21 protein-coding genes are annotated in these 25497 nt (G+C 62.2%); 17 read left to right on the top strand and 4 right to left on the bottom strand.

The window, feature by feature from the left end; all coding sequences use genetic code 11:
* Positions 1–3: 3 nt before the first annotated feature.
* On the top strand, positions 4–1911 hold the full coding sequence (locus ACOFKT_RS12610; RefSeq protein WP_419804333.1) for a transglycosylase SLT domain-containing protein: 1908 nt from the start codon (positions 4–6) through the stop codon (positions 1909–1911).
* 440 nt (positions 1912–2351) lie between these two features.
* Positions 2352–3566 (top strand): hypothetical protein, encoded by a 1215-nt coding sequence (locus ACOFKT_RS12605; RefSeq protein WP_419804332.1) that lies wholly within the window; start codon positions 2352–2354, stop codon positions 3564–3566.
* Positions 3567–3719: 153 nt separating this feature from the next.
* On the opposite strand, the gene ACOFKT_RS12600 is transcribed toward ACOFKT_RS12605, so the two are convergent.
* A complete protein-coding gene (locus ACOFKT_RS12600; protein ID WP_419804331.1) occupies positions 3720–4274 on the bottom strand; it encodes a peroxiredoxin in 555 nt (184 codons plus the stop codon).
* Here ACOFKT_RS12600 and ACOFKT_RS12595 point away from each other — a divergent pair.
* Entirely contained in the window at positions 4273–4434 is a 162-nt protein-coding gene (locus tag ACOFKT_RS12595; protein ID WP_419804330.1) for a hypothetical protein, read from the top strand. The genes ACOFKT_RS12600 and ACOFKT_RS12595 overlap by 2 nt on opposite strands.
* Here the strand turns inward: ACOFKT_RS12595 and ACOFKT_RS12590 are convergent.
* Positions 4431–5339 (bottom strand): LpxI family protein, encoded by a 909-nt coding sequence (locus ACOFKT_RS12590; protein ID WP_419804329.1) that lies wholly within the window; start codon positions 5337–5339, stop codon positions 4431–4433. The genes ACOFKT_RS12595 and ACOFKT_RS12590 overlap by 4 nt on opposite strands.
* 382 nt (positions 5340–5721) lie before the next feature.
* On the opposite strand from ACOFKT_RS12590, the gene ACOFKT_RS12585 reads away from it, so the two are divergent.
* Together ACOFKT_RS12585 and ACOFKT_RS12580 are read left to right on the top strand one after the other, a co-directional pair.
* On the top strand, positions 5722–6294 hold the full coding sequence (locus tag ACOFKT_RS12585) for a hypothetical protein (protein WP_419804328.1): 573 nt from the start codon (positions 5722–5724) through the stop codon (positions 6292–6294).
* 167 nt (positions 6295–6461) lie between these two features.
* A complete protein-coding gene (locus ACOFKT_RS12580) occupies positions 6462–7013 on the top strand; it encodes a PEP-CTERM sorting domain-containing protein (RefSeq protein ID WP_419804327.1) in 552 nt (183 codons plus the stop codon).
* A 38-nt stretch (positions 7014–7051) separates the two neighbouring features.
* On the opposite strand, the gene lpxA is transcribed toward ACOFKT_RS12580, so the two are convergent.
* Positions 7052–7837, bottom strand: a complete 786-nt coding sequence (gene lpxA, locus ACOFKT_RS12575; protein ID WP_419804326.1) for an acyl-ACP--UDP-N-acetylglucosamine O-acyltransferase — start codon at positions 7835–7837, stop codon at positions 7052–7054.
* A gap of 3 nt (positions 7838–7840) precedes the next feature.
* Complete coding sequence (fabZ, locus tag ACOFKT_RS12570) at positions 7841–8566, bottom strand: 3-hydroxyacyl-ACP dehydratase FabZ (protein ID WP_419804325.1); 726 nt, start codon at positions 8564–8566, stop codon at positions 7841–7843.
* 257 nt (positions 8567–8823) lie between these two features.
* Here fabZ and ACOFKT_RS12565 point away from each other — a divergent pair, with 257 nt between their 5' ends.
* The 12 genes from ACOFKT_RS12565 (at position 8824) to ACOFKT_RS12510 (ending at position 25481) form a co-directional block, all read left to right on the top strand.
* A complete protein-coding gene (locus ACOFKT_RS12565; RefSeq protein ID WP_419804324.1) occupies positions 8824–9879 on the top strand; it encodes a hypothetical protein in 1056 nt (351 codons plus the stop codon).
* Between the two features lie 134 nt (positions 9880–10013).
* Positions 10014–11843, top strand: coding sequence for an amidase (locus ACOFKT_RS12560; protein WP_419804323.1), 1830 nt, complete (start codon positions 10014–10016; stop codon positions 11841–11843).
* 112 nt (positions 11844–11955) lie between these two features.
* On the top strand, positions 11956–13224 hold the full coding sequence (locus ACOFKT_RS12555) for a hypothetical protein (protein ID WP_419804322.1): 1269 nt from the start codon (positions 11956–11958) through the stop codon (positions 13222–13224).
* A gap of 142 nt (positions 13225–13366) precedes the next feature.
* Positions 13367–14152 carry an exodeoxyribonuclease III gene (gene xth, locus ACOFKT_RS12550; RefSeq protein ID WP_419804321.1) on the top strand — a complete coding sequence of 262 codons (786 nt, stop codon included), beginning with the start codon at positions 13367–13369 and terminating at the stop codon, positions 14150–14152.
* A 98-nt stretch (positions 14153–14250) separates the two neighbouring features.
* A complete protein-coding gene (locus ACOFKT_RS12545) occupies positions 14251–16245 on the top strand; it encodes a hypothetical protein (RefSeq protein WP_419804320.1) in 1995 nt (664 codons plus the stop codon).
* Positions 16246–16317: 72 nt separating this feature from the next.
* Positions 16318–16854 carry a DinB family protein gene (locus ACOFKT_RS12540; protein ID WP_419804319.1) on the top strand — a complete coding sequence of 179 codons (537 nt, stop codon included), beginning with the start codon at positions 16318–16320 and terminating at the stop codon, positions 16852–16854.
* Between the two features lie 385 nt (positions 16855–17239).
* The gene (locus ACOFKT_RS12535; protein ID WP_419804318.1) at positions 17240–18502 is read left to right on the top strand and encodes a peptidylprolyl isomerase; all 1263 of its coding nucleotides are present in this window, start codon (positions 17240–17242) and stop codon (positions 18500–18502) included.
* A gap of 128 nt (positions 18503–18630) precedes the next feature.
* Entirely contained in the window at positions 18631–18957 is a 327-nt protein-coding gene (locus ACOFKT_RS12530) for a helix-turn-helix domain-containing protein (RefSeq protein ID WP_419804317.1), read from the top strand.
* A 155-nt stretch (positions 18958–19112) separates the two neighbouring features.
* Positions 19113–19787 carry a ribonuclease HI family protein gene (locus tag ACOFKT_RS12525; protein WP_419804316.1) on the top strand — a complete coding sequence of 225 codons (675 nt, stop codon included), beginning with the start codon at positions 19113–19115 and terminating at the stop codon, positions 19785–19787.
* Positions 19788–19889: 102 nt separating this feature from the next.
* Positions 19890–20390, top strand: a complete 501-nt coding sequence (locus ACOFKT_RS12520; protein WP_419804315.1) for a DUF4870 domain-containing protein — start codon at positions 19890–19892, stop codon at positions 20388–20390.
* Positions 20391–21124: 734 nt separating this feature from the next.
* Positions 21125–22303 carry a hypothetical protein gene (locus ACOFKT_RS12515; RefSeq protein WP_419804314.1) on the top strand — a complete coding sequence of 393 codons (1179 nt, stop codon included), beginning with the start codon at positions 21125–21127 and terminating at the stop codon, positions 22301–22303.
* A 103-nt stretch (positions 22304–22406) separates the two neighbouring features.
* A complete protein-coding gene (locus tag ACOFKT_RS12510; RefSeq protein ID WP_419804313.1) occupies positions 22407–25481 on the top strand; it encodes an Ig-like domain repeat protein in 3075 nt (1024 codons plus the stop codon).
* Positions 25482–25497: the final 16 nt, after the last annotated feature.

The following is a 25497-nucleotide window of genomic DNA, read 5'->3' as shown; positions in this document are numbered from 1 at the left end:
GTGTTGATTTCCATCGGCCGCGCGGCCGTTTCTGCCAGGCGAAGAGTTGCGGGTGCAGCAGTGATGCTGCCGGTTGTGTTGCTGCTGGGGTGTCCACAGGCAAATACGCCTGCGACGAGTGGGCGGCCAGTGCCGCAAGCGACTGCACCGGCGCTGCCGAATACGACGGGCGCGAATGCGGTCGATGCGCAGAGGGCTGTGGCAAACGATGCCGAGACGCGGCGCGTGCAGGCGCTGATGCAGCAGGTGGATTCGCACTACAACAGCGGCGTGCAGAATTATCGCGCGGGGCGGCTGGATGCGGCACGGCTGGACTTCGATTTTGCCGTGGACCTGATGCTGACGAGCGGCATCGACATCAAGGCCGATGGAACGCTGAACGACGAGTTTGAGCGCACGGTGAACGCGGTCAACGCGCTGGAGATGGATGCGTTGAAGCAGGGCAACGGCTTCAGCCCGCCGGAGGAAGAGACGCCGCTGCAGAGTGTGGCGAACCTGACGTTTCCGCCGGACCCGGCGTTGGTAGCGCGGCTGACCAGTGAGCTGAATACGACGTCGGATTTGCCGTTGGTGATCAACGATCAGGTGGCGGGATATATCAATGCGTTTGCGAATTCGCGTTCGTTCACGGCGCACATGCGTGCCTCGCTGAAGCGAGCGGCACCGTACCGGGGCATGATTCAGCAGGTGCTGAAAGAAGAGGGTGTGCCGCAGGATCTGATTTACCTGGCGGTCGCGGAGTCAGGCTTTCAGTTGCAGGTGGTGAATGCGAAGAGTGGCGCGGGCGGCATGTGGCAGTTCATGCCGTTTCAGGGCGCGTATGGGTTGCAGCGGAACGGGTACTTCGACGAGCGCTTCGATCCGGAAAAGAGCTCACGTGCATATGCGCGATACATCAAGACGCTCTACAAGCAGTTTGGCGATTGGTATCTGGCGATGGCCGGGTACGACTGGGGTCCGGGAAACATTCAGAAAGCCGTGATGCGCACGGGGTATGCGGACTACTGGCAGTTGTTGCGCCGCAATGCGCTGCCGCGGGAGACGGCGGATTACGTGCCGAAGATCCTGGCGGCGGTAATCATGGCGAAGAACCCAGCGAAGTATGGGTTGGAAGATGTGATGGCCGTGAAGCCGCTGGAAGAGGACACGGTGCCGGTGGACTACGCGATGGACCTGCGGCTGGCGGCGGACGTGACGGACTCGACGCTGGCGAACATTGTGCAATTGAACCCGGCGTTGCTGCGGCTGAGTACGCCCGCGGGGATCCACTACGACCTACACGTGCCGAAGGGTACGGGGGATGAGTTCAAGAAGCGCATCGCTGCGATCCCGGTGGACAAGCGGGACACGTATCGCTTTCACGAGATGCGTGCGGGCGAGTCGCTGGAGCAGGTCGCGCAGCTCTACAAGGTGTCGACGCACGACATTCGCGTGACCAACGACCTGGCCGATACGGATGCGGTAGGCGAGGGCGATGAGCTGGTGATCCCGGTGAACTCCGCGACAACGGCGTCGACGCGGCCGCTGGAGTATACGGCCCAGCGCGGCGAGACGCTGGTAACGATCGCCGACCGCTTCAACGTGACGGCGGAGGAGCTGCAGCGGTGGAATCAGCTGAGCTCGATCGATGTGTCGCCGGGAACGCAGTTGTATGTGAGCGAGCCGGTGCGGCTGGCTCCTGCATCGCGGGCGCATGTGAGCGGGCGGCGCGGTCGCGTGGGCCGCGGGCGAAGTGCTGTGCGCGGCGGGCGAAGTGCGCGGAGTGGTGGCGGTGGTCGTGGTTCGTACGGCGGGTCGACGTCGCGATCCGGGTCGTCGCGGATGGGGACGGCGTCGCGTACCGGTGCCGCTGCGCGTGCTGGTGCGTCCTCGCGAACGGGTGCGGCGGGAACACGTAAACACAGGCGATAGGTGCGGACGCTGCGGCGATGTGAGTCTTGCGCTGGGTTAGATGATCGGGCGAGGAAGATGTTGTTGCGCGGTTCTTGCCTGCGGTTCCTTGCTGCGGATTCTTGCGGCGGTTCCTGACTGCGCTGCGAGACGTGGTGTGTGACGAACGCGAGCGGACAGAACACGTGTGCATCGTGCGGCATCGCGATGTGTTCCCGCGAAACGGTAAATCTTTCCTGTCACTCAAAAGTTGTGCTTGCCATTGCACCAGGTGCGGTGCACCATAGTGCTGTGTTGCAACAGGGTTGATGTTGTGGCGTGAGATGCGGTGCGGCGGAAGCGCGCAATACCCATCTCATTGCTTGCAACATGGCTCCTGGCACGCGGGCTGTTTCGAAGCCGCGCCGTTCGCGCCGCCGTTTTGTTGCATCCTATGGGGCATCGCAAGCAGGAGGGTTCCAATGCTGTACGACGATGAAAACCTGAAGCTGTACGCCGCTCCCCAGGATGAGGACGAGGACTACGACGAGGAAGAAGACGAGGACACGGACGACGAAGAAGAGGATGAGGATGACGATGTTGTCGATGATGACGACATCGACGATGACGAAGACGACGAGGAAGACGAAGAAGTCAAAACGACCGCGGCCGTAAATTCCGATGACGACGATGATGATGACGACATCGACGACGACGACGAAGACGACGAGGATGAGGACGACGAAGACGACACCCTGGACGATGAGGAAGACGACCTGGATGACGACGATGCCGAGGACGACGACCTAGACGCCAAGGGGGCGTCAAAGCTGGACGCCCGCGGCAACGACCAGATGCTGCACGGCGAACATCATGCGGAGCAGGCGACGCTGTATGCGTCGCCGTCTTCGCAGGTTGACCCGTATACACCGCCGGACACGATGTCCGCGGAACCGGAGCAGAACCCGGCAGAGCCGGAGATGACGGACGCGGCGGCGTTCACGGAGCCGGACGGCGTGGACGACGCGGTTGCGTTCACAAAGGGGATCGAGTCGGACGAAGCCGGTTCCGGGCAGGCAAACACGAAGGATACGACGGACACGGAGGACGTGCCCGCGGAGTACAACGGGAACGCCGCCGGGCGGCCGTCCAACACGAGCACCAGCGCAAAGGTGACGCCGGCAAAGGCGACTGCGGCCAGAACGCAGCCTACCCCCGCGAAGAATACAGCGCCTGCCAGGAAGGTCGCAGCGAAAGCTCCCGCGACGGCAGCGAAGAAGAGTTCCGCAGTGAAAACGCCTGCGAAGAAGGTTGTACCCGGCAAGACCGCCAGCAAGGCAGCGAAGGCAACATCGCGGCCCCCGGCGAAGGGTTCGCAAAAGTCTGCCACGACGAAGCCGGCGACGGCTGCTCGTGGTGGTAGCAAGGCAGCCGGTAGCAAGGCAGCCAAATCCACACAACGAGGTAAAACGTTGGCAACCAAGAAAGCAGCCGCAAAGAAGACCGTGGCCAAGAAGACCACGACGACAAAGACCCCTGCGAAGAAGACCGTGAGCAAGGTAGCCGCAAAGAAGACGGCGACCAAGACCACGACGAAGACCGCAGCGAAGAAGGCTCCAGTGAAGAAGACGGCGGCCAAGAAGACGACGACCAAGGCTCCGGCAAAGAAGACCGCGGCGAAGAAGACGTCGAAGTAGTTTTTAATTTCGGCGCAGTTACGGCGCAGTTACGGCGCAGTTACTGCGCAGTTAAAAGCAATACGGATGCATCCGCACCCGGCGTAGTTCAGGCAAGTGAAAAGGCCCGGTTCCTGGAACCGGGCCTTTTCACGTGTGGAGTCGCTTGCGCCACTAAGACTTCTGAGCGGCCTCGATGGCTTCAAGCACTTCGTCGCTGTGATCTTTGACTTTCACGTCGGGCCAGACTTTGACGATTTTTCCGGCGGGCGAGATGAGGAAGGTGACGCGGGAGGCGAACTGGTCTGCCCCTCTGGAACTGATGGGAACGTGGTACTCGTCAATGACCTTGTGTTCGGGGTCGGCGAGGAGTTTAAAGGTGAGGTTTTCCTTGGTGCAGAAGGCTTTGTGGGAATCCGTGCTTTGCAGCGAGACGCCGAGGACGGCGGCGTGCAGAGCGTCGTACCTGGCCTGGTCGCGCTGAAAGTTGTGGGCTTCCACGGTGCACCCCGGGGTCATGTCCTTGGGGTAGAAATACAGCACGACCCACTTGCCCTTGTAGTCCGCGAGGGAGACCTGTTTGTCTTCCTGCGAGGGCAGCGTGAAGCCGGGCGCCTTGGTACCGGTCTCAAGCAGGCCGTCGGCAGCAGCGGCCATGGCGTGGCGCGCGGTGAAGAGGCAGGCAAAGAGGGCGAGAGCGAGCGTGGACCAGAGCGCGATGCGTTGCATGCGTCCAGTAGAGCAGCGCACCAGCAAGTCGGCAAGTGATGTTTCGACCGGCGGTGCCGATAAAGCGGAAATGATCGGTATCTTGGTGGCATTCTTAATGGTTTCGGCGGCGGTGACGTTTGGCGCAGGGTACCTGGTTCATCCGACGAACCTGGATTAAACGGCGGCGGCGGTGATGGCGATGCCCGCGGCGTCGGCGGCGGCGCGGACGGCGGCCTCGTCGAAGATGAGGGTGCGGCCGGCTTCCAGCGCGAGGCAGGTGGCGCCGGCGCGCTGCATGGCGTGAATGGTAGCGAGGCCGATGACGGGGACGTCGAAGCGCATGTCCTGGTTGGGCTTCGCAACTTTGACGACGGTGAGGGAACGGCCCAGTGTGGAGGCGCTGGTCCGTTCCCCAGCGTCGAGAGTTCGCATTAGATCGCCGGCGCGAAGGATGGTGGCGTCGGTTCCCTCCATGGCCTCGACTGCGACGCACGCGCCGGCGGCGATGACGACGGTCTGGCCCAGGTCGTAGGCGGCGATGCCTTTGGCGACGGTGCGGCCGTAGGCGGTGTCCTCCTGCTCTTGCGGGGAGGGTGCGCGCGCGGTGAGCATGCCGGGTTTCGCGAGCAGCGGCTCAAGGTATTGCGTGGAACTGATGAGGTGGATGCCTTCGTCCGCGAGGACTTTCGCGACGGCGCCGAGCAGCATGTCAGTCGAGCGAGTGCGCAGGTTGAGCAGGAGTTTGGCGAGGCGCCAGTCCGGGCGGATGCTGGAAAAGATCTGCTTGTGTTTGACCTGGCCAGCCATGACGGCGCGGGTGACACCTTCGCGTTGAAAGGTCTGGATGAGGCGGGAAAGTTCGCCGAGCGAAAGCCAATGCACGCGAATGTGCGGATCGCGTGCGGCGCGGTCATTCATCTCCGGGTCGGTTTCTTCCTGGATGGCGGCGACGATCACGGTGAGGCCGTGCGCCCGGGCCGCGTCGAGCAGCAGGAACGGGAAACGGCCGTTGCCGGCGATGAGGCCGAGAATGGGTGCGGGGGTGTGGAGCGGTTTCGGCGCGGGTGTTTGTGGGTTCAGCATCGAGGGGGCTCATGGCTAGCGTACCGTTTGCGCCGCTCTACGCATGCGTTCGCGGTGAGAAGTCCCGGTTGGAACGTAGCGGCACAGTGTGCGAGGGGGCGAGCGGGCCGCGATGCGAGATCGCACGTACGAAACGCTTCAGGTCGTGATGCCGTAGAGGGCCTGTCTCGCGCAGCAAAGACGGAGTTGTGAAAGGAGGAATAAATCAGGACGGACGAATGTAGTCGTGAGCCGTCTTCAGGAGTGTGACGACTGCCTACACTTGGTCCATCGACTTCGTTATTGCATTTTGTTGCCTTGGGGACTGGCCATGTTCGGACGGCTGTTTAGAGTAGCTTTTTGCGCCACCTGCGCCTTTGCAGCCGTTGCTCCGGCCGCGCCCATGAACAGTACGGACATGATCAATGCCTACCGCGGCAATGCGCAGTTTCAGCGGGTGGCGGATGCTTCGTTCCGCGCGTTTGAAGCGGGTCTGTCCACGCACTGCGCCGAGGTGAGTGAACGATGGACGGATGCGACTTTTGTCTACGCGGGTACGCCCGAGCGCGACGATCAAGGCAAGCTGGTGCGTGTGGCGTGGGAAGAGCGTGTGCCGGGCGTGGCGTGCGGGCGTTCGCGGCTGTACCGGGTGCGCGTCTCGATCCAAGATGGCAAGGGCTCGATCAAGGGCATGTTGCCGGGCGATGGCATGTCTTCGCCCGATTTGCCGGAAGCGCAGGACGCCGTAAAAGCCGCGGTGCGCACCGTTCTGCAGGCGCACAGTGCGTGCCAGATCGACGTGGTGGACACGCGGTTGCGGGTAGATGGGCTGGTGGACAACCATGCGCCCTGGGGCGAGGTGTGGACCGTGAACGCGTGCGGCCGGCAGATGAAGGTGCCGGTGCAGTTCACGCCCCTGGCGCAGAACGGTACGGACATCGACATCGAACCGACGGCAATTACGTACGCGAACTGAAAGGGTGAGTGTCGAGGCGGTTCGGCTGGCTGTAAAGCAAGTGGATGAGTCGCATGTGTGTGCGACACAATATGCCGATCTTTTTGCTTCCTGAATTTGCGGGCTACAGCCTGCTTGCGGGACGTATCTGAAGGCCTATGCTCACGCGTACTTGATAGGGGCTTTCTATGCGTCGCGTCTTCATGCTTGCTTCGGTCCTGTGTGCACTGATCGCTTTCAACAGCGCCTATGGCGACACTCTCTTCAACCTAGAGGGCACGCTACAGGATGGCACCGGCCAGTTCCATGGAACGATCCGGTATTCCAGCAGCTACCAAGTGTTGGGCGGAGTCACGGGAACGCTCACGGACGGTGCGTTCACCTACACGGTTCCATCGACTTACTCAAGCGAGACGGTCAACGGATCTATTGCGACGCATCTGGCCTTCTATTTCCTCAATCCCGACTTCGAGCTTAACCTGTACGTGCCCAACAGCTTTCTGGCCGGCAATACAGGTGGCGCATTGTGCGCATTGAGCACACCGTGCTCGCCGTTGTTCACGAGCTCTTTCCAGGATTACAGTCCCAATGGCAGTCCTACCCTGGGTGTGCAGCTGTTTCAAACCCTGACTGCGACACCGCAAGCCACACCGGAGCCGGGCAGCGTTGTTCTGCTCGGAACAGGACTCGCCGGGATGGCCGCACACTTGCGGCGACGGTTCCGTAGCTCGCGCACTTAGAAAACAGTTGCAGGATCTGCGGCCCAAGGCCGCCGACCCTACTTGATAATGCCGCGCTCGCTTCTTGCGATGAACTCGGCAAGATAGGCAACGCGAGGGCCGAACTCGCCGGCGGTGACGCGCTCGCGGATGGCGGCGAGGGCTTGCGTGGTGTTGAGTTTGCTGCCCTGCAGCAGACGGTAGGCCTGGCGTAGTTGCTTGATTTCGTCGGGGGTGAAGCCGCGGCGCTCCAGGCCGACCTTGTTGATGCCGAAGGCGGAGTTTTCGCGGCGGACGCTGGTGAGCGAGTAGGGAAGTACGTCCTGCGTAATGGTGGTGCCGCCGCCGATGTAGGCGTAGGCGCCGATGGTGCAGTACTGGTGGACGGGTGCGTTGGCGCTGAGCGTGGCGTAGTCCTGGACGGTGACGTGACCGGCAAGAGTGGCGCCGTTGGGAAGTATGCAGCCGTTGCCGATGTGCGAGTCATGGCCGATGTGGACGTAGGCCATGATGAGGCAGTCGGAGCCGACCGTGGTTTCGCCGCCGCCGCCAGCGGTGCCGCGGCTGATCGTGACGCATTCGCGGATGGTGTTGCGGTCGCCGATGGTGAGCCTGGTGGGCTCATTGTTGTACTTCAGGTCTTGCGGGCTGATGCCGAGCGAGGTGAAGGGGAAGACGCGGTTGCTGTCGCCAAGGGTCAGGTGGCCGTCGAGAACGACGTGGCTGACCAGTTCGCAGCGTTCGCCGAGGACGACGTTTGGACCGACCGTGCAGAACGGGCCGATGGTGCAGGAGTCGGGGATGACGGCACCGGAAGCGACGATGCTGGAGGGGTGAATCGGCACGGGTTAGACCGCGGCCTCGGCGTCGGCGTCGGAGACGGCGAGTGGATCGGGGCGGCAGGCTTCACCTTGTGCGGGTTCCTTCGCGGCGGCATCCGGGGCTAAAGCACCGCTTACCTGAAACGAAGATTCAGTGGCCTGAAGCCCACTGCTCCCTCCGTTTCTTGCGGGGTCCGTGGGCTTGCTGGCCGCGTCTTCGACGGCCCTGGCGGCGGGCACGGCGTCGGTAATCTTTTCGACCTTGGCGGGCAGGGTTGCGGCGTTGGCCGTTTGCGAGCCGGGTCGCGGAACGAGCTGACACATCACGGTCGCTTCGCAGGCGAGCTTGCCGTCCACCGTGGCGGTGCCGCGCATTCTGACGGCGGTGGAACGCCAGTTGAGGACCGTGACTTCGATGATCAGCTGATCGCCGGGGGTGACTGGCTTGCGGAACTTCGCGCCGTCAATTCCCGTAAAAACCATCAGCTTGCCGTCGCGGTCAGGGATCTCGTTCAGCAGAAGCGCGCCGCCCGCCTGGGCGATGGCTTCGATGATGAGCACGCCGGGCATGAGCGGGAAGTCCGGGAAGTGCCCGGTGAACTGCGGCTCATTGGCGGTGACGTTTTTCAGGCAGACGATGCGCTGCCGGGGCTCGACCTGGAGGACGCGGTCGATGAGCAGAAATGGATAGCGGTGGGGCAGAAGCCGCATGATCTGCTGGATTTCGATGGGGGACGTGCTGGGGTCTGGCATGACCCCCCAAGTATAGAGGCGACCCGTCTGGAGTCGCTGGTGAGCCACTCGCGCCACCACTGCAAACCAGGGGCAGCGCTGAATTGCGCAGACCTGGACGGTATGACGACACGGGGTGACTCCCACACAACTTTTGCTGCGAGGCTCCGTCTATTTTCGTTCAAAGGACTTTGATCTTACGCAGGTTGATGAGAGGAACGTACCCAAAAATCGAGCGTCAGGGTCAGACGCGGTTGGCGCACCGGAGCGCTGCGGCCATGCCGGCTACACGGCGGCGCGGCGGTTGGGGCACGTGCCGCACCTGGTTTGCCACGGCGCTGCTGATCTGCGGCTTCGCGTGTTTTCGCGGTGTTTGCTTTGCGTCAGCGGCGCTGCTGATCGAGGAGCCATTCGGCCAGTTCGGCGCGTTCAATCCCACCGGACACGCGGCGGTATATCTGAACCAGGTGTGCGCGGACACGCCGACGCACCTGCGGCCGTGCCAGCCGGGTGAGCACGGGGTGGTGATCAGCCGCTACCACAAGATCAATCACCTGGATTGGGTGGCGATTCCGCTGGTCCCCTACCTGTACTCAGTCGAGCGCATGCAGGACGTGCCGGCGACCATGACGCCGGAGCAGGAAGTGGACCTGCGCGAGGCGTATTGGCGGGAGCACTTGCAGGGTTTGGCACCGGCGAACCCGGATGAATCAGAGCCGGATGGCGAGTGGATTCAACTGATTGGTTCGTCGTACGACCGCAGGATTTACGGCTTTCAGGTGGAGACGACGCCGGAGCAGGACGAGCGATTCATTGCGCTGTATAACGACAAGCGAAACGTGGGGCATTTCAATTTGTTCTTCCACAACTGCGCGGACTTCTCACGCGTGGTGATGGACACCTATTTTCCGGGTGCGATTCATCGCAACTTTGTGGCCGACGTGGGGCTGATGACGCCAAAGCAGGCGGCGAAATCGCTGGTGAAGTATTCGCGCAAGCACCCGGAGGTGGGCATGACGAAGTTCCTGATCGAGCAGGTGCCCGGTTCATTGCCGCGAAGCCATTCTGTGGACGGCGTGGAAGAGTCGCTGGTGCGCAGCAAGAAGTACATGGTGCCGCTGGTAATTTTGACACCGCACATTGCGACTGCGGCGGTGGTGGGCTACCTGACCCGGGGGCGCATGCGCATGCCAAAGGACGCGCCCTTGCTGAAGATCTCTGACGATTTGCCCGCGCCGCCGGTCACGGCAGCGGAGAAGGTGCCCGCCGCACAGGAGACACCCGCGATGCAGAAGGTGACGGCCACTGTGGAGACGCCCGCGGCCTCGATGTAGCGGACGGGTAAGCGCCCATGTGTCCTCGAGTTGCCGAAGCGCCTTGTCGAGGTCATGGGCAGGGTCGCGCTCGAGGCGCACCGATACCAGCTTGCGCATGACCGGGACTGCCCGGGTCCGTGATACAAGGCGGTATGTTCCCCAACTTCCATTGGACTGCCATCGGCGTTGCCGTTGGATTGACGGCCGGTGTCTTTCTGCACCACCCGGTTGCGGCGCAGGCCGTGTCAATTCCGGATGCGTTTCCGATTGCACTGCGGACGGATGTGCCGCGGCTGGACGTGAAGATGCGGCAGCGCATGGACCGCGAGCTGATGGAAATCACGGTGCCACAGCTGCAGGCGCTGTATGCGAAGCGGCGCTACACAGTGGTAGAGGTGACACGCTGGTACCTGGACCGGATTGCGCGGTACAACGGCGTGTACCGGTCGGTGCAGACGGTGGATGTGGAAGGCGCGCTGGCGCGGGCGCGCGCCGAAGATGGCGAACGCGGCGCGCACGGTCCGCTATGGGGCGTGCCGGTCGTGATTAAGGCGAACACGGCGGTACGGGGATTGCCGGACACGGATGGGTGGGCGGGATTTGCGATTCGGGGGCATGCGTTTGTGGCGCCGAAGGACGCGACGGTGGCGGGCAAGCTACGCGCGGCCGGGGCGGTGATCCTGGGCATTACGAACATGCCGGACTTCGCGGCGAGCGATACGAACCGTTCGACCGTATTTGGCCGAACGGGGAACGCGTATGACGTGCGGTTCTCGCCGGGTGGATCGTCGGGCGGAACGGTGACCGCGGTGACAGAGAACGAGGCGGTGCTGGGCACGGGAACGGACACGGGCAACAGCATTCGCATGGTGGCGGGCACGAGTTCCGTCGTCGGGGTCTTCCCGACGCGCGGGCTGGTTTCGATCGCTGGCATCGCGCCGCTGGACTGGCTGCTGGATAACACCGGGCCAATTGCGCGCAACGTGACGGATGCGGCCATCGCGCTGAGCGTGATGGCGGGCGAGGACGCGCAGGACTTCAAAACAGTGGGAAGCGCCGCGAAAGCGCAGGGAGGTCCGTACACGCAGTACCTGAAGCCGGATGCGCTGCGCGGGAAGCGGTTTGGTGTGCCGGCGTTCATTCTGGACACGAAGCGGACGCCGCTGCAGCCGGAGACAAGGGCGATGCTGTTGCAGACCGTGGAGGTGTTGCGCAAGGCCGGAGCGGAGGTGGTGATGGACCCGACGCTGCTGCCGGTTTCATTCCTTGATGCCGAGAAGAAGGTGAACACCGGGCCGTACCGGCGGGACGGCGAGATGCAATGGCTGAGCAGCTATGGCCCGGCGGAGTACAAGGACGCCGCGCAGTACAAGGCGGCGACGGGGCACAGCCTGCCGCCGGTGTTTACCGGCGTGAGCGGGTCGCTGGATGATCTGGTGGATGCGGCGGCGGGGCCTGCTCCGGGAGCGGCGGCGGCCGGTGCTGGTGCTGCTTCGGGTGAGGCTGCCGGGCCTGCCGGGGAAGCAGGCAGTGGTGCGCCGCGCGGGTCGAACCGTTTCCGCAACCTGCCGCCGCAGGCCGTGCTGAAGGACGATCCGAACGCGGAGAAGAACTACTTCGGTCCGCGCGAGGCGATGCTGCGGGAGTATGTGGAGGCGTTGGACAAATTTCACCTGGACGGGCTCGTGTATCCCACGGCGCAGATGCCTCCGCCGGACGAGACGATGCCGCAGGACGGCAAGCTGTCGGGCGGGCCGCACTCCGAGACCGGGTGGGTCAACAAAATCGGCGTGCCGGCGATCGCATTGCCCGCCGGCTACTACCCGACCGGTCTGCCGTTTGGCTTGGAGATCAGCGCGCGTCCGTGGCGCGACGGCGACCTGCTGGGATGGGCATACGGATTTGAGCAGGCGACGAAGCTGCGTCGTCCGCCGGTGCTGGTGGAAGGTGGGCTGACGACGGCAGGACCGTACAAGCAGTAGGCAGTTCTTGAAGTACTCGGCACCCTGGGAATGCTACTGACGAGAATGCGACTTCTGGAGACTGATCCGCTCAGCGCTTCTGGCGAGAACGCCACTCGCCGGGACTAAGCTGATGTTTATGAACATGGCGTCATACGATGGAGTCGCCCGGAAGGGGGCTAAGAGCTGGAAGCCAGCACGTTCTTTGGGCTGGAGTTTCTCAACTTCTCGCGTCCTCTTGGCATTGCTTATTGCCTTGGTGCCACATGATTCTAAGGAGCAGGTCGCCGTTAGCCGTCCTATCGGTGAGTCTCAGGCGTCGACCGCTGAACCTGCTCTCCCAGCGATCCTGAAGATCTTCAGGACCTTTGAGGTCGTAGGATTGCCCGCGGCCCACGGGCAGAAGGATGTAGACGACTTCATTTTGTCTCTGATCCGGGATCCACGCTTCTCGGGCTCAGTCAACGACATCGTTGTCGAATGTGGGAATGTCCGATATCAGCCGATCCTTGACCATTACATCGCCGGTGAGAACGTTTCCTTCACCGAGGTCCAACATGTCTGGCGGGACACGACGCAGCCCATGTGTGGCGAATCTGGCTTTTTCGAGCAACTGTACCCGCTCGTCCGTGCAATGAATCAACAACTTCCCGCCGCAAAACGACTGCGAGTCCTGGCGGCGGATCCACCCATCGATTGGACTAAAGTCCAGACTCTCCAGGACATCACGCCATTCTTTGACCGAGATGGAAGCATCGCTTCCGTGATGGAGAAGGAGGTGCTCTCCAAGCACCGTAAGGCGCTGATGCTTTTTGGAGTGTTTCATCTACTTCACGGAAGCGGACCAGAGCAAGGAGATGCCGTCACCATTTACGAGCGCCATTATCCCGGCAAAACGTTCGTGATCAGCGACCTCGGATACTACAGCACGAACGGCGAACTGCTGACAGATAAGCCCGCCGCGCTCGGAACCGGGCCTTCCCTTCTGAGAACCAAAAACAGCAGACTAGGCTCTCTCGGTCTTGGCTCTTTCCTCCCGACACCGCTCACTACGGATCAGGACTGCAATGTCGTGGATGCGTTTGCGGGCAAGACATCCAAAACGGTTTCCGATCTTCTGGACGCCTTTCTCTATCTAGGTCCGCAAAGTCTTCAACTGCGGGAACCCATCCCAGCCGACATCGCTCTTGACCATGCGTATCGGGCCGAGTGGCTGCGTAGGTTGAAAGTTTCCGGGCTGCCTGGGCCTTCGACGCTCGAGGAAGTGGATGCTGAGATCGTGGCGAGCGCGGCAGATCCCATCATCCTTACTCCCAGAAATCCGGATGCGAAAGAACTCTACCCGATGATCAAGCAAGGCTGTCTGATGAGGAAGAATGCTGCCCCCAACACAAAACCCTGAGTGTGTGCAGAGGGATGGGCCCGCGATGTAGCTGGCTGGGGGCAAGCACAGCGTATGAGAAGTGTTTTCAGGATTAGTCACGATAAACGCCGTTGTTGTCAGTGATGCCGGCTCAGGCTTGCCACTGTGGTTCAATCGCGCTATGAAGATTGCGAGTTGGAATGTGAACTCGATCAAGGCGCGGATGCCGATTCTGCGGGCGTGGCTGGGTACGGTGCAGCCGGATGTGGTGCTGCTGCAGGAGTTGAAGGGGCTGGACTTTCCGGCGGAGGAGTTGCGGGCGCTGGGGTATCACTCGGCGGCGGTGACGCAGAAGAGCTACAACGGTGTGGCGGTGCTGAGCAAGCGTCCGCTCGAAGTCGTCAGCACCACGCTGGCGGGTGACAGCGAAGATAGTCACGCGCGGTTTCTGGAGGTGTTGATCGGGGGTGCGCTGGATACGGATGCGCTGCTGCGCGTGGTGTGTTTGTATGTGCCGAACGGGAACCCGGTGGGCACGGACAAGTTTGAGTACAAGCTGCGGTGGACCGACCGACTGCTGTCACAGATGCGGTTGTGGGTGGCGGAGACGACGCCGACGGTGATCGGCGGCGACATGAATGTGATCCCCACGGACCTGGACTGCCACAAGCCAGCGAGCTGGGCCAAGGACGCGCTGTTCCAGCCGGAGGTGAAGGCGCGGTATGCGCAGATGCTGGCAATGGGCTGGATGGACGCGTTCCGAACGCTGCACCCGGACCAGGGCGGGCTGTTCACGTACTGGGACTACTTCCGCGGCGCGTTTGAAACGAACCGCGGCATTCGGATCGACCATTTTCTTCTGTCGCCGGCGCTGCACGGGCGGCTGCGCGGGTGCGTGATCGACCGGGCGCCGCGCGTGCTGGAAAAGCCAAGCGATCACACGCCGATCGTCCTGGAGCTGCAGTAACGCAGCGGATATCGCGGTGAGGACAAGCCGCGGGCAGCTGCGCGGACTTTCCCATTCTGTGCTGGGCGATGTATCCTTTCGCGCGAGAGGCTTTCCCTTTGCAATTGAGAGCGATCGCAACGTGCGCGTTGCTGGCGGTGTGCGGAACACTTGCGACCGCGCGTGGTCAGAAGTCGGATGCGACCACTGGTTCGGCGTCCAATGCGCGCGCGCCAGAGGTGGCGAGGGGACCGCATGGCATGCCGCTGCTGGTGTCCACGTACCGGGTGCTGGACGTGGCGCAACTGCAGCCAAACGCACCGGTGGTGCTGGAGGTAAGGCAACGCTGGGCCGGGCCGGGCTGCACGCTGTCGTCCGGTGCGACGGTGCAGGGTCACGTGTCTGAGGTGACGCGGCGGGGCAAGCTTTCGCCCAACGCGAGCTTTGAGCTGGTGCTGACGGCGGCAGATTGTAATGGAGTGACCTCAACGCCGGTGTCGCTGTTGACGGCGTCGGTGCTGGCGCCCGGCGGCGGAACGACCGGGCAGACGGGTGTGGTGGAGGCACCGCCGCTCGCGGATTCGCCGCTCGCGATCAACGGCGGTTTCCGCAGCGTGAATACCGCGTCAAACCTGAACAACTATTCGCCGCGGGAAACGCTGGTGTTGCCGGGCAGCGTGCAGTTCGGCGACGTGATTCATATTCCGAATGTGGCGTTGTCGGTTGGCACCGGCCCGCACGGCGGCAGCGTGGTGACCGCACGTAAGCACGATCTGCGGCTGGAGCGCGGCACCGTGATGGTGCTGGTTGCGGTCGAACAGCCCGGCCGTGTGGTTGCAACGGTTGCGAACAGCTCCGGCGTGTCAGGGAGTTTATCTGCGATCCCACCCGGCCCAGCGCCGACGAACACTGTGAGCAGCGTCGTTGTGCCGGACGTGACGGATGCCACGGAGGTGTGCAGCGAGGGCTGCAGTGTGATCCCCGCACACCAGGCCGTGGGCGAAACGGCGGGAACTGTGCGGTCGCTGCCGTTGCGCAGCCTGGGCTATGCACCGCACGACAAGCGGCTGATGACGGAGTTCAACCGCGAAACGACCGTGACGTTTCTGGACAACAGTACGCTGCTGTGCACCTTTGATCCGCATTACCTGCGGGAGCATGACACCTATGGCCAGGACGGCGCTCGCACCGTGCGGGCGGTTCTGGTGGATGCGCATTCGCTGAGCGTGCGGCGCGTGGTGGAGTGGCGTGTGCGTGGCAATGGTGCATACCTGTGGCGCGCCGGAGACGGGCACGTTCTGGTGCACATGGGGAACAGTCTGCAGCTGCTCGACAGCAACCTGCGGATGGTCCATAAGCTGCGGCTTGACGGCCGGGTCGCGTTCGTAACGGTGTCACCCGCGGGAGACCGCATTGCGGTGGGCACCATTCGTGAACGCTACAGCGAAGATGTGCACCGGCAGCTTGCGGCCGACCTGGCGCAGGAACCGGAGGAGCCGGTGGACGTGCGCGTTTTGGATGGCGCGCTGCAGCCGTTAGCAGCCTCGGAGCGATCCACGCAGACTCCGGCGCCCGTGCTGGATGCGACGGGAGAACTGCGGCTGACGCGGGAAGGCGCGGGGCGCTGGAAGTTGTCGAACTATGAATGGGACCGGAAGCAGACGACGATCGCGACACTGCGGTCGGCGTGCCGACCTGAGATTTCGGTGCCGGCGAGCGGCATGACATTTGTCGTGGGATGCACTTCATCGGGTGCGCACTGGTACCGCATGCTGCGCCGCGATGGCCGCCCGGTGTTGAAGGCCGACTCGCCATCGGATGAGCTGATGCAAACTTCCGATGAGGCGGCTGCGGACCGGTTCGCGGTTCGCGTCGTGCGTGCGTCGCACTCCTTGTCGCCAGGTCAGGAGTTCAGCCGGGCCGACCTGACGAGCGAAGTCATCGGAGTGTATCGCGCAACGGACGGCAAGCCGGTGTCGACTATCACAGCGAATGACTTCACGTTGGGGCGCGACACGTATGCACTGTCTCCAACGGGCGATACGGTGGTGCTGGCCGGAACAAAGGAGCTGTACTTCTATCCTCTGCCTGGCAGCGCAGTGGAAGCGCACTAAGCCTGACCGGTCGCCTCCGCCCCGCCGCCGCAATGAGCTGTGGTGTAGTAGAACGGTGTCGGAGGAAAAGACATGTTGGTGCGAGTCCTGGGTGTGTTGCTGTTGAGCGTTTCGACGGTGGCGGTGGTGGAAGGCAGGGCGCAGGCGCCGGCCGGGACCGGAGATCCGGCGGCAGAGGTGCGCGGGTCCTATGAGCGGTTGAAGCCGAACCTGATCAAGGCGGCGGAGAAGATGCCAGCGGACCAGTACGGGTTTAAGCCGACGCCGGAGATTCGCAGCTTTGCGCGCGTCGTGAACCATGTGACGGAGGCGCAGTTCCACACGTGCACGACGCTGAACGGTGGAACGTTCGATCCGAAGAGCGTGCCGGGAGATGAGGCCAGCAAGGATGCCGTAATTGCCGGGCTGAAGGCGAGCTTCGCGGAGTGCGACAAGGCGTACGGTGCGCTGACAACGGCGAACGTGACGGAGGCGTTGACGGCGGGGCAGGGCAAACGGTCGCGCATCGGCATGGCCTGGGGCAATGTGTCTCACGACAACGAGCAGTATGCGGAACTGTCGACGTACTTGCGGTTGAAGAACATTGCGCCGCCGACGAGTGAGAAGTAGGTCCGGCAAAGAAGGTCCGGATGCGAAGAATTGTTTTAGCCTTTGCGGCGATCTTGTTGGCTTTGCTGGCCTTGATGTCCGTAGGTTACGGTCTGCTCGAATACAGGATCGCTTACTCGATACGAACTCAAGGTCAATTTCATGGCCTTGTATTTCCTTTGCAGCGTACTCAATGGGGGTGCGGCATCGCGGTCCTGATAGCGTGTGTATCTTTGTTCGGTGCATTCTTCTCTACGCGTGCATGGCTAAAGTCGACTCCGCGCAGTGACCCCTTCGAACTGAGGTGAACCCACCTTAGCCGCAAAGAGCGCGGCGAAGGTGGGGCACATGGCGGCAAATCCGCGCGGCTTTGTGTCGCGGTATACATGGAGGCATGCTTGCCTCCATGTTTCGTTTTGCGGTGATTCCTTGTGGTGCCGGGTTGCTGTGCGCGCCGGCTGTGGTGGCGCAGCGTGGGCCTGCGCGCGCTGCGGCGGGAAAGACGGTGGTGAATGCCGGGCCGGCGCCGACGGGGCCGACGGTGGTCTTCGAAACAAACCGTGGGCGCATCACGTGCAAGCTCTTTGGGAAAGAAAAGCCGGTGACCGTGGCGCTGTTTACCGGGCTGGCGGCGGGCAAGATCGCGTGGATGGATGCGACGGCGAACGCGACCGTGACCGGCAAGCCGATGTATGACGCAACGGTGATGTATGGCGTGTCTTCGGGTGCGGCGGGCGGACGCCGAATCAACGTGGTGCCGGGTGCCGGTGCGGCGGGAATCGGTTCGTTGCAGCCGGAGGCGTCGACGGTTCTGAAGTTCGACCGGCCGGGGCGGCTGGCCATGCGTATTACGGGCGGGCAGATGGATGGCCGTTCGTTCTACGTGCTGGACCACGCGGAGGAGCGGACGCCGGAGGTGTCGGCTGGCATCTTTGGGCAGTGCGACGAAGCGTCGGTCAAGGTCGTGAGTGCGATCTCGCACGAACTGCTGAGCGTGGACAATCATTCGGCATCGCCGGTGGTGCTGAACCGGGTTGCGGTACTGGCGGCAGGTGAGCCGCTGCCGGCGGTAGCGGCGGAGATACCGCTTACCCAAGTCGATGGCGTGGACAAGGTGACGGCACCGCTGGAGGCGATCGTGTCGCCGGAGCCGACCGGGCCGACGGTGCATATCACGACCACGGTGGGGCCGATCACGTGCAAGCTGTTTACGCAGACGCCGATCGCGACGGAGAATTTCATCGGGCTGGCGACGGGCGCAAAGCCGTTCACCGATCCGAAGACGAAGCAGGTGGTGAAGGGCAAGCACTTCTACGACGGCCTGTCGTTTGGGCGGGTGGTGCCGGACTTTATGATCCAGAATGCGGACCTGCCGGACGATCCCAGCGGCGGGGAGGAGATCGGCTTCCATTTTGGTAACGAGATCGTGCCGGGGCTGAACTTTGACCGGCCGGGACGGCTGGCGTACGCGAACGGCGGGCCAGACACGAATGAAAGCGAGTTCTTTATCACGGAGCATCCGCTGCGGCGACTGGATGGAAGCTACACGATCTTCGGGCAGTGTGACGATGCTTCGGTCAAGGTGGTGGAGGCGATTGCGCGGGTTCCGCGCAACGCGGAGGACCATGCGCTGAGGCCGGTGCGGATCGTAAAGGTGCTTGTCGAGTAGCTCTCTCGAAGAGCAATAAGAAGGGCCACGCCATTTGCTGTCAGGAAACGGAATTTCGGTCTATGACCGCAACAAAGTCAGCCACTGGGCGCTACATTTGAGTTGTCTCCTGCAACATCGCACGCAAGATGATGGGCTGGAGGCCCTGTATAGGACCTCTTCATTTTTGTAAGGTATTGATGCTTACTCGGAACGCTTCCGTTCGGGCGGTGCATGAAAGCACGCCTGTCGCTTCTCCTCGAGTTCAACCGGTAAATCAACGTTTTGGAGAACGCCTGCGGTTTTTGCGGCGTACCAGCAACATGACTCAGGTGCAGCTGGCCGCGTATCTGGGCATTGATCGCAGCTTCCTGAGCGACGTGGAACGCGGGCGAAAAGGCATGAGTCTGAACTTCTTGGACGCGGTCGCCAAGGGGTTCAAGATAAGCCTGTCGGAGCTGCTGCGCGACCTGTAGGTTCGCGCCTGTCTTTTTCGGTCATTGCTCGCTCCGGGCCCGCCTCGCCGGCGGGCTTCGCTGTTGGCCTCCCTAAGTTGGCGCGCTACACCGCGCGGCGGATGTGGCGATAATAGTGCCAGATGGGAACACGGGCATTGTTTGGAGAGGAACGCGTGCAGCCGAAACCGGGCGCGCGTGGAACCACAGCACTGGCGCATTGCGATGGCGGGGCACGCGGCAATCCGGGGCCGGCCGGGTACGGAGCGGTCATTACCGACGAGGCCGGTGCGAAGCTGGCCGAGTTGTCGGAGTACCTGGGCAAGCGGACCAACAACTATGCCGAGTACAGCGGGCTGCTGGGCGTGCTGCAGTGGTCGCTGGACCACGGTGTGTCGCACCTGAAGGTGGTCAGCGATTCCGAGCTGATGGTCAAGCAGGTGCAGGGCCGGTACAAGGTGAACAGCCCTGATCTGCGGCCGCTGTTTGAGGAAGCGCGACGCCGGATCGCGAAACTGGAAAGCTTTCAGATCACGCACGCGCTGCGCCACAAAAACAAGGACGCGGACCGCCTGGCGAATGAGGCGATGGACCGCGGCATGGGGCGCGCGCCCGAGGCAGCTGCGGTACGTCCGGTGAGTCAGAACGGACAGGCTTCGGCACGCGAAAGCCATGGTGTGGAGCAGCGACAAGCGCCGGCCGCGCCGGAGAGTGCTGCCGGCGCACGCCCCGTGTCACCGCCCGTGACCAGCGGAGGCATGCTGCGTGGGTTCGTGAAGGACGGAGTAGTACACCTGCTGGGCGGCAAGGCGCTGCCGGAGGGAAGTTTCGTAAAGGTGATCGCGGAATAGAAAGGTGTTGCGAACGGACGGGTTGTGAGGATAAGGTGCATTGCACACTGCAAATCTAAAACACCTGGTTCCAACATCATTTCGCGTCGCGAGGAGTAACACATGCGTTACCGCTTCACCGAGCCTTCGTTTGCTGCATCCCCTGTTCTCATGGCGACCCCAGGCGGGTATCCACCACCCGGCCCTGGCTACCAGGCGCCACCTCCTGGATACGTGCCACCGCCCGCGGGGCAGCCGGGCGGGTTATCTGCAACCACGGCCTCTGTGCTTGCCTACCTGTTCGGCTTTATCTCGGGAATCATCTTTCTGGTTCTGGAGCCCTACAAGCGCGATTCGTTTGTGCGTTTTAACGCGTTCCAGTCCATCTTCTTCAACCTGTCCGTGTTTGTGATTTCGTTCCTCTGGAACCTGATTGCGGGCCTGCTGGATGTGATGACGCATGGCGTTTTTGTGATGATCCACCTCGCCGGCAGCCTTCTGATCGGCATCGGCTTTCTGGTGATCTGGATCATGCTGATGGTGCGCGCGTCACAGGGAAGCAAGTGGGTGCTGCCGGTGATCGGGCCGTTTGCCGAGCGGCAGGCCGCCAGCGGCTCTTTCTAGCGGAGTGGGTGCTTCATGCATCGCGAAGAGCGCGATATGTGGAGCACCCATTTCGACGAGCCTGTATGTATGGGCTACCCGACCATACATACGGTTCTATCCGTGAGGTGTTTGCCCCACCCCCCTTGTGGTTTTGTCAAGTTCTTCATTCGGAGCGGTTTAGAAATTTGGCTTGCCCGTAAGTTCCTGTTGTTGCGGAACTTACGGGCAAGTTCTTCATTCTGAACGGCTTCTCACCACATCGCGTTGCCGCGCGGAAAGACGCTGGCTTTGAGTGGGAGAAGGCTCTGTATCTATTGTAGAGAACGCGAAGGTAATTGCATGCCACGGGTAAGCTGCTCGTGTGCTTGGGTTTAGCTGTGGTTGGGGCTTGACAGGTTTCGCGGAGGGATGAGGTTCTGATTCAAAATCGCGGTGTTCGCGCGAGGTCCACCTATCGCAAGAAAGCGCAATCATGGGGCACTCAATCCTAGTCGGTCCGGGCGTATGGGATACCCGCAGGGTGGCGCAATCGCCGGGAAAAGGAGAGAGCAGCTTTCCGGCTACGTTAGCGGTAACGCGAAAACAATTATGATGCGCGCTTGACAGAATGCATCGGGCGGGCGGATGCTGCTCTCGTTTCTTCTCCGGGTTAGCGGTTGGTATCCACGGACCAGGTACACCTGAGCAGCAGCCCGTTGGGGCTGACAGGTAGCGGCCGTCCGCGTTCACCGATGTTGAAAATAGGCAGCACCATGAAGAACTTCATGCTGGGCGCCATGCTCTTGGCGTCCTTCGCCGTATCCCTGCCGACACTCGCGCAAGCTCACCCCAATGCCCAGCCCACGCCCAACCTCCAGCCGCCGCCCTGTGAGGATCCCGATGACCCCGGTTGCCCCGGCGGCGGTGGCGGCGGTGGTGGACCGCAGTACACCGTACCCCCAAACGGTACTCCAGCTTTAAACTGGACCGGGCAGGGTAACCAGAATTACAACGTGCTGGTTGGCGGACCCGACCAGCGTGAGAAGGTCGGCGCGGCCATCAACCAGAACGACGGCAAACTGTATGTCGCCGTCACTTCTCGTACCAACGATGACGGCAACGGCAATCACGCGATCGGCATTTACACCAACACGGACGGCTCCTCGAATCTCACGTTCTTAGGCAATTTGACGGTGCAATACTCTAACGGGCCATCCATCGTATACACGAAGCTGGCACCAGCACTTATTTATTCTTCCTTGCAAGGTGGTCAACTTTTCATCGCTTACAACTCCGGCTATGCCATCACACTCGCAAGATCTGCCGGAGGCGGGTCAACTTTCACTTATGTTACACAGTTCGCAACGTCATACAGCGGACCCAGCCTGGCCGACGATCCTGCCCACCAACGCCTGTATGTGAGCTTCCTGGATGGCGACAGGAACCTGCAAAGCACCAACAATCTGGTTCTCATCAGCGTCGATCAGAATGGGAATTACCTAACCTACGCGTCCCTCGGCGCAAACATGGGTTTCGACCCCGGTATGGCCATCGGACCGAACGGAACGCTGTACATTGCCGGGCAGGACTTCAATTCGCACCAGATCAATCTGTTCCAGACCACGAACGGCACGCAATTGTATCAATCCTCGACAGCCGCCAATGACTCAACTTCAACGACACCGTCGGTGGCGCTTTCCAACGGACTCCTGTATATCGGCTTCCGGACCAACGACGGGGATCACAAGTTCCTGTATAAGTACTCGGCCGACGGCAACACCTGGACGACGGTCGATCCTCACTACCAGATGGGCGGTCCACCTACCCTGGTCAGCAACATCCGTGAAAAGTCGGGTGTGCCACAGTACGTGCCGAATTCGTTGATGCAGCTTTTCAACGCCTTCGGAGCGGACCAGGATAACCGCCCCTTCACACTCGCACACACATACTAGCTCTGGCGGCGGCAGCAGGGCTTCGCTCTGCTGCCGCTCGCTTTCACAGAGCCGTCGAGCCGGCATGCACGTCTAACCGCCATTACCTTGCAGGAGTTCTCGCTTGAAACGGCTGCTTTGCCTCATAACACTTTGCGTTTCGCAGGTTGTAGCGCTTGGCCAACGCACGATTCATGTTCCCGGTGACGCACCCACGATTCAGGCTGGCATCGTTCAGGCGCAGAACGGCGATACGATCCTCGTCTCACCGGGCACATACAACGAGAATATCGATTTCCTCGGCAAGAATATTACGGTAACTACTGGTGCGAACTCATCAAGCAGCGCAAGTCAAACCATACTCAATGGCGTACAGGATGGACCGCCTACCGTTTGGTTTCACTCGGGCGAAAGCCGGGCAGCCGTTTTGAACGGGTTCACGATCCAGAACGGCCATAATAGTGCCACCATACAGTGTCTCAGCTATCCCTGCACCGAGGTTTCGGCGGGAATTCTGGCAGAGGGTGCATCTCCGACCCTTGCAAACAACCTGGTGCAGCGAAATTATGGGTGCAACGTTGTCATTCGGAACGGGGCGGGTCCGCAATTTATTGGAAACGAAGTTACGGGTCAACTGCTGGCGAACAACAAAGTCGGAGAAGTCGATCAAGGGTTTTGCTTTGGTGACGGTATCGCAATTGCAAACGCCACCAGCGTTCGGATTGCCAACAATCATATACACGGAAATTACATTGATTTAACGGTAAACAACGCAGCATATGGCAGTGTCGGTGTTGCGATGGGATCGGCGGATGAGGTCGATCTTATTCAGAACGAGATTCACGACAATGGCAGGACAGATTCGCAGGGACATCCCGATGATGGTTCGCTGCAGGTTCAAAGTGGTTACGAAGGTCATCCCAAGCTGCTCATCCTCTCGGGAAACCTCGTCTATGTGAAGCATCCTGTGAATGACAACGACCCGGGCATCCTTTTGTCGGGATCTCATACTGGAAAAGATCTGCCGCAACTCGTTCAAGTAAGTAACTCTTTCATCGGTGTAACGGACAGGCTGGACGGTTCCTTCCAGAGTGCAATCCTGGAAGACAACATTGTCACGTTGACAAACCCTGTGTTGAATTTCGCACAATATGGTCCGCTCGAATGCGGCGAGGACTGCGACCCGAATCACTTCGACATCCGCTACAACGACCTTTTCTCGCCCGGCGTGCAACCCACAAACATCTTTCCGGTCGGCCCAACGAACCTCCATGTCGATCCGCTGCTGCGGGACGCCGCCAACGGAGACCTGCACGAGACTGCCAACTCCCCGACCATCTATGCGGGCGACATCGCCGCGCCGATGTTGCCTGCGACGGACCTTGACGGGAAGAACCGGACGGTGTGCGGCAAGGTGGACATGGGGGCGTACCAGGTGCATCCGGCACCGCCGATTGGGTTGGGTGCGACGCCGAACCCGGTGGCGGGCGGATCGCCGGTGACGGTGACGGCGACGGTGACGGGCAACTGCAATGTGCCGACGGGTGTGGTGACGTTTGTGGACAGTGTGTCGGGCGCGGCGCCAGGCGGGGGCGGGCCGGCGACGATCGGCACGGCCACGCTGGGCGGAACGGTCATCGGCACGGCCACGGGGAATGGAGTCGCGGCGGCGGCGCTGAGCACGTCGTTTCTGACGGTGGGCACACACCACATTACGGCGACATATCCGGGCGACTTCAACTTCGACCCGGGCACGAGCAACGCGGTGGACCTGACGGTGACGGGACTGCCGAGCGCGACCGGGCTGACCGTGCAGCCCAACCCGGCGCGGGCGTTCCAGCCGGTGACGTTGACGGCGACGGTCACGGACCCGTTTGTAACCGTAACGGGCAACGTGACGTTTACCGCGGCAGGGGCGAACGGCTTGGTGGTGCTGGGGACGGCTCCGCTGCTGGGTGGCGCAGCGGCGATCACGACGAGCCAGCTGGGCGCGGGCGCGTATGCGGTAACGGCGACGTTTAACGCGACGACGCAGTTCGCGACAAGCTCGGCGACGGTGCAGCTGCAGGTCGAGGGCGCGCCGACGGTGACTGCGCTGCGGACTTCGCCGAACCCGTCGCTGTTTGGGCAGACGGTGACGCTGAGCGCGACAGTTTCGCCACAGGCGGTGGCGGGCGGCAGGCCGCAGGGACCGGTGCTGTTCCGCGACGGCGGCGCGCCGCTGGGCACGGTGCCGGTGGATGCGAATGGCGCGGCGGCGTTCAGTACCAGCTCGCTGGCGATCGGGTCGCACAACCTGTCGGCCAGCTATGGTGGATCCGGCGACTTTAACGGCAGCACCTCGCCGATCGTCGTGCAGGTGGTACAGCCGGTGACAGCGCAACTGGCGCTGACGGCGCAACCCAATCCCGCGCACCAGGGCGAAACGGTGACACTGCGGCTGACAGTAACGGCGAACAGCGGGGCCGCGGTATCGGGCACGGCGATGTTTCTGGAAGGGACGACACCGCTGGGCAGTGCGCCGGTAAGCGCGGGCGTGGCGCAGCTGCCGGTGAGCACGTTTGGCCTGGGGAGGCACGTGGTCACGGCGACATTTGCCAATGCCGCGGCCGGGATTGCGTTTACGGCGGCAACGGTCACGGTAGAGGTGATGCCCTATGACTTTGCCTTCACCAGTTCCGGGACAACCCTGTCGATTCCGCACAGCGGGTATGCCGTGGTGACACTGACGGCTTCGCCGCTGGGCGGGTATGACCAACCAGTACACCTGAGCTGCGGTCCTTTGCCGGTGAATGCGGAGTGCGCGTTTGAGCGGGACACGACCGCTCCGCTGAGTGGAGGTCCGCAGCAGGTGAAGCTGCTGGTGAACGCGAATGTGCTGCTGAAGTGGGGACCGGAGGGAACGGTGAGCCGGCTGGAGCCGGGGCGCGGGTTTGGCCGTGGGCTGGGCGGCGGATTGGGGCGTGAGCTGGGCAGCGGCCTGCTTGCCGCAGGCGTTCTGTGCCTGGGACTGCGGCGGCGGCGCTGGAACGGCGGGTGCATCGCGGCAGTGGCAGTGTGCGCCGGCGCGTTGTGGTTGCAGGGCTGCAGTGGCAAAGAGCCGGCGTCCACGCCCGCAGGCAGCTACCGCGTGACTGTGACGGCCCAGGGTGCGGCAGGCATTACGCATTCGGTGCAGCTCACGGTTCAGGTGCATTAACGGCGCTGTGGCGCGG

Source organism: Terriglobus sp. (assembly GCF_965201105.1).
Taxonomy (GTDB): Bacteria; Acidobacteriota; Terriglobia; order Terriglobales; family Acidobacteriaceae; genus Terriglobus.
This window is presented reverse-complemented; position numbering and strand designations above follow the sequence as displayed.

Excerpts from the sequence above, each read along its gene's own strand:
- ACOFKT_RS12515 (WP_419804314.1), top strand. The coding sequence starts at position 21,125 with ATGAAGAACTTCATGCTGGGCGCCATGCTCTTGGCGTCCTTCGCCGTA.
- ACOFKT_RS12535 (WP_419804318.1), top strand. The coding sequence starts at position 17,240 with ATGTTTCGTTTTGCGGTGATTCCTTGTGGTGCCGGGTTGCTGTGCGCG.
- ACOFKT_RS12565 (WP_419804324.1), top strand. The coding sequence starts at position 8,824 with ATGCCGGCTACACGGCGGCGCGGCGGTTGGGGCACGTGCCGCACCTGG.
- ACOFKT_RS12585 (WP_419804328.1), top strand. The coding sequence starts at position 5,722 with ATGAACAGTACGGACATGATCAATGCCTACCGCGGCAATGCGCAGTTT.
- ACOFKT_RS12600 (WP_419804331.1), bottom strand. The coding sequence starts at position 4,274 with ATGCAACGCATCGCGCTCTGGTCCACGCTCGCTCTCGCCCTCTTTGCC.
- ACOFKT_RS12580 (WP_419804327.1), top strand. The coding sequence starts at position 6,462 with ATGCGTCGCGTCTTCATGCTTGCTTCGGTCCTGTGTGCACTGATCGCT.
- ACOFKT_RS12590 (WP_419804329.1), bottom strand. The coding sequence starts at position 5,339 with ATGCTGAACCCACAAACACCCGCGCCGAAACCGCTCCACACCCCCGCA.
- xth (WP_419804321.1), top strand. The coding sequence starts at position 13,367 with ATGAAGATTGCGAGTTGGAATGTGAACTCGATCAAGGCGCGGATGCCG.
- ACOFKT_RS12605 (WP_419804332.1), top strand. The coding sequence starts at position 2,352 with ATGCTGTACGACGATGAAAACCTGAAGCTGTACGCCGCTCCCCAGGAT.
- ACOFKT_RS12530 (WP_419804317.1), top strand. The coding sequence starts at position 18,631 with ATGATGGGCTGGAGGCCCTGTATAGGACCTCTTCATTTTTGTAAGGTA.
- ACOFKT_RS12540 (WP_419804319.1), top strand. The coding sequence starts at position 16,318 with ATGTTGGTGCGAGTCCTGGGTGTGTTGCTGTTGAGCGTTTCGACGGTG.
- ACOFKT_RS12520 (WP_419804315.1), top strand. The coding sequence starts at position 19,890 with ATGCGTTACCGCTTCACCGAGCCTTCGTTTGCTGCATCCCCTGTTCTC.
- ACOFKT_RS12560 (WP_419804323.1), top strand. The coding sequence starts at position 10,014 with ATGTTCCCCAACTTCCATTGGACTGCCATCGGCGTTGCCGTTGGATTG.
- fabZ (WP_419804325.1), bottom strand. The coding sequence starts at position 8,566 with ATGCCAGACCCCAGCACGTCCCCCATCGAAATCCAGCAGATCATGCGG.
- ACOFKT_RS12555 (WP_419804322.1), top strand. The coding sequence starts at position 11,956 with ATGTTTATGAACATGGCGTCATACGATGGAGTCGCCCGGAAGGGGGCT.
- ACOFKT_RS12595 (WP_419804330.1), top strand. The coding sequence starts at position 4,273 with ATGCGTCCAGTAGAGCAGCGCACCAGCAAGTCGGCAAGTGATGTTTCG.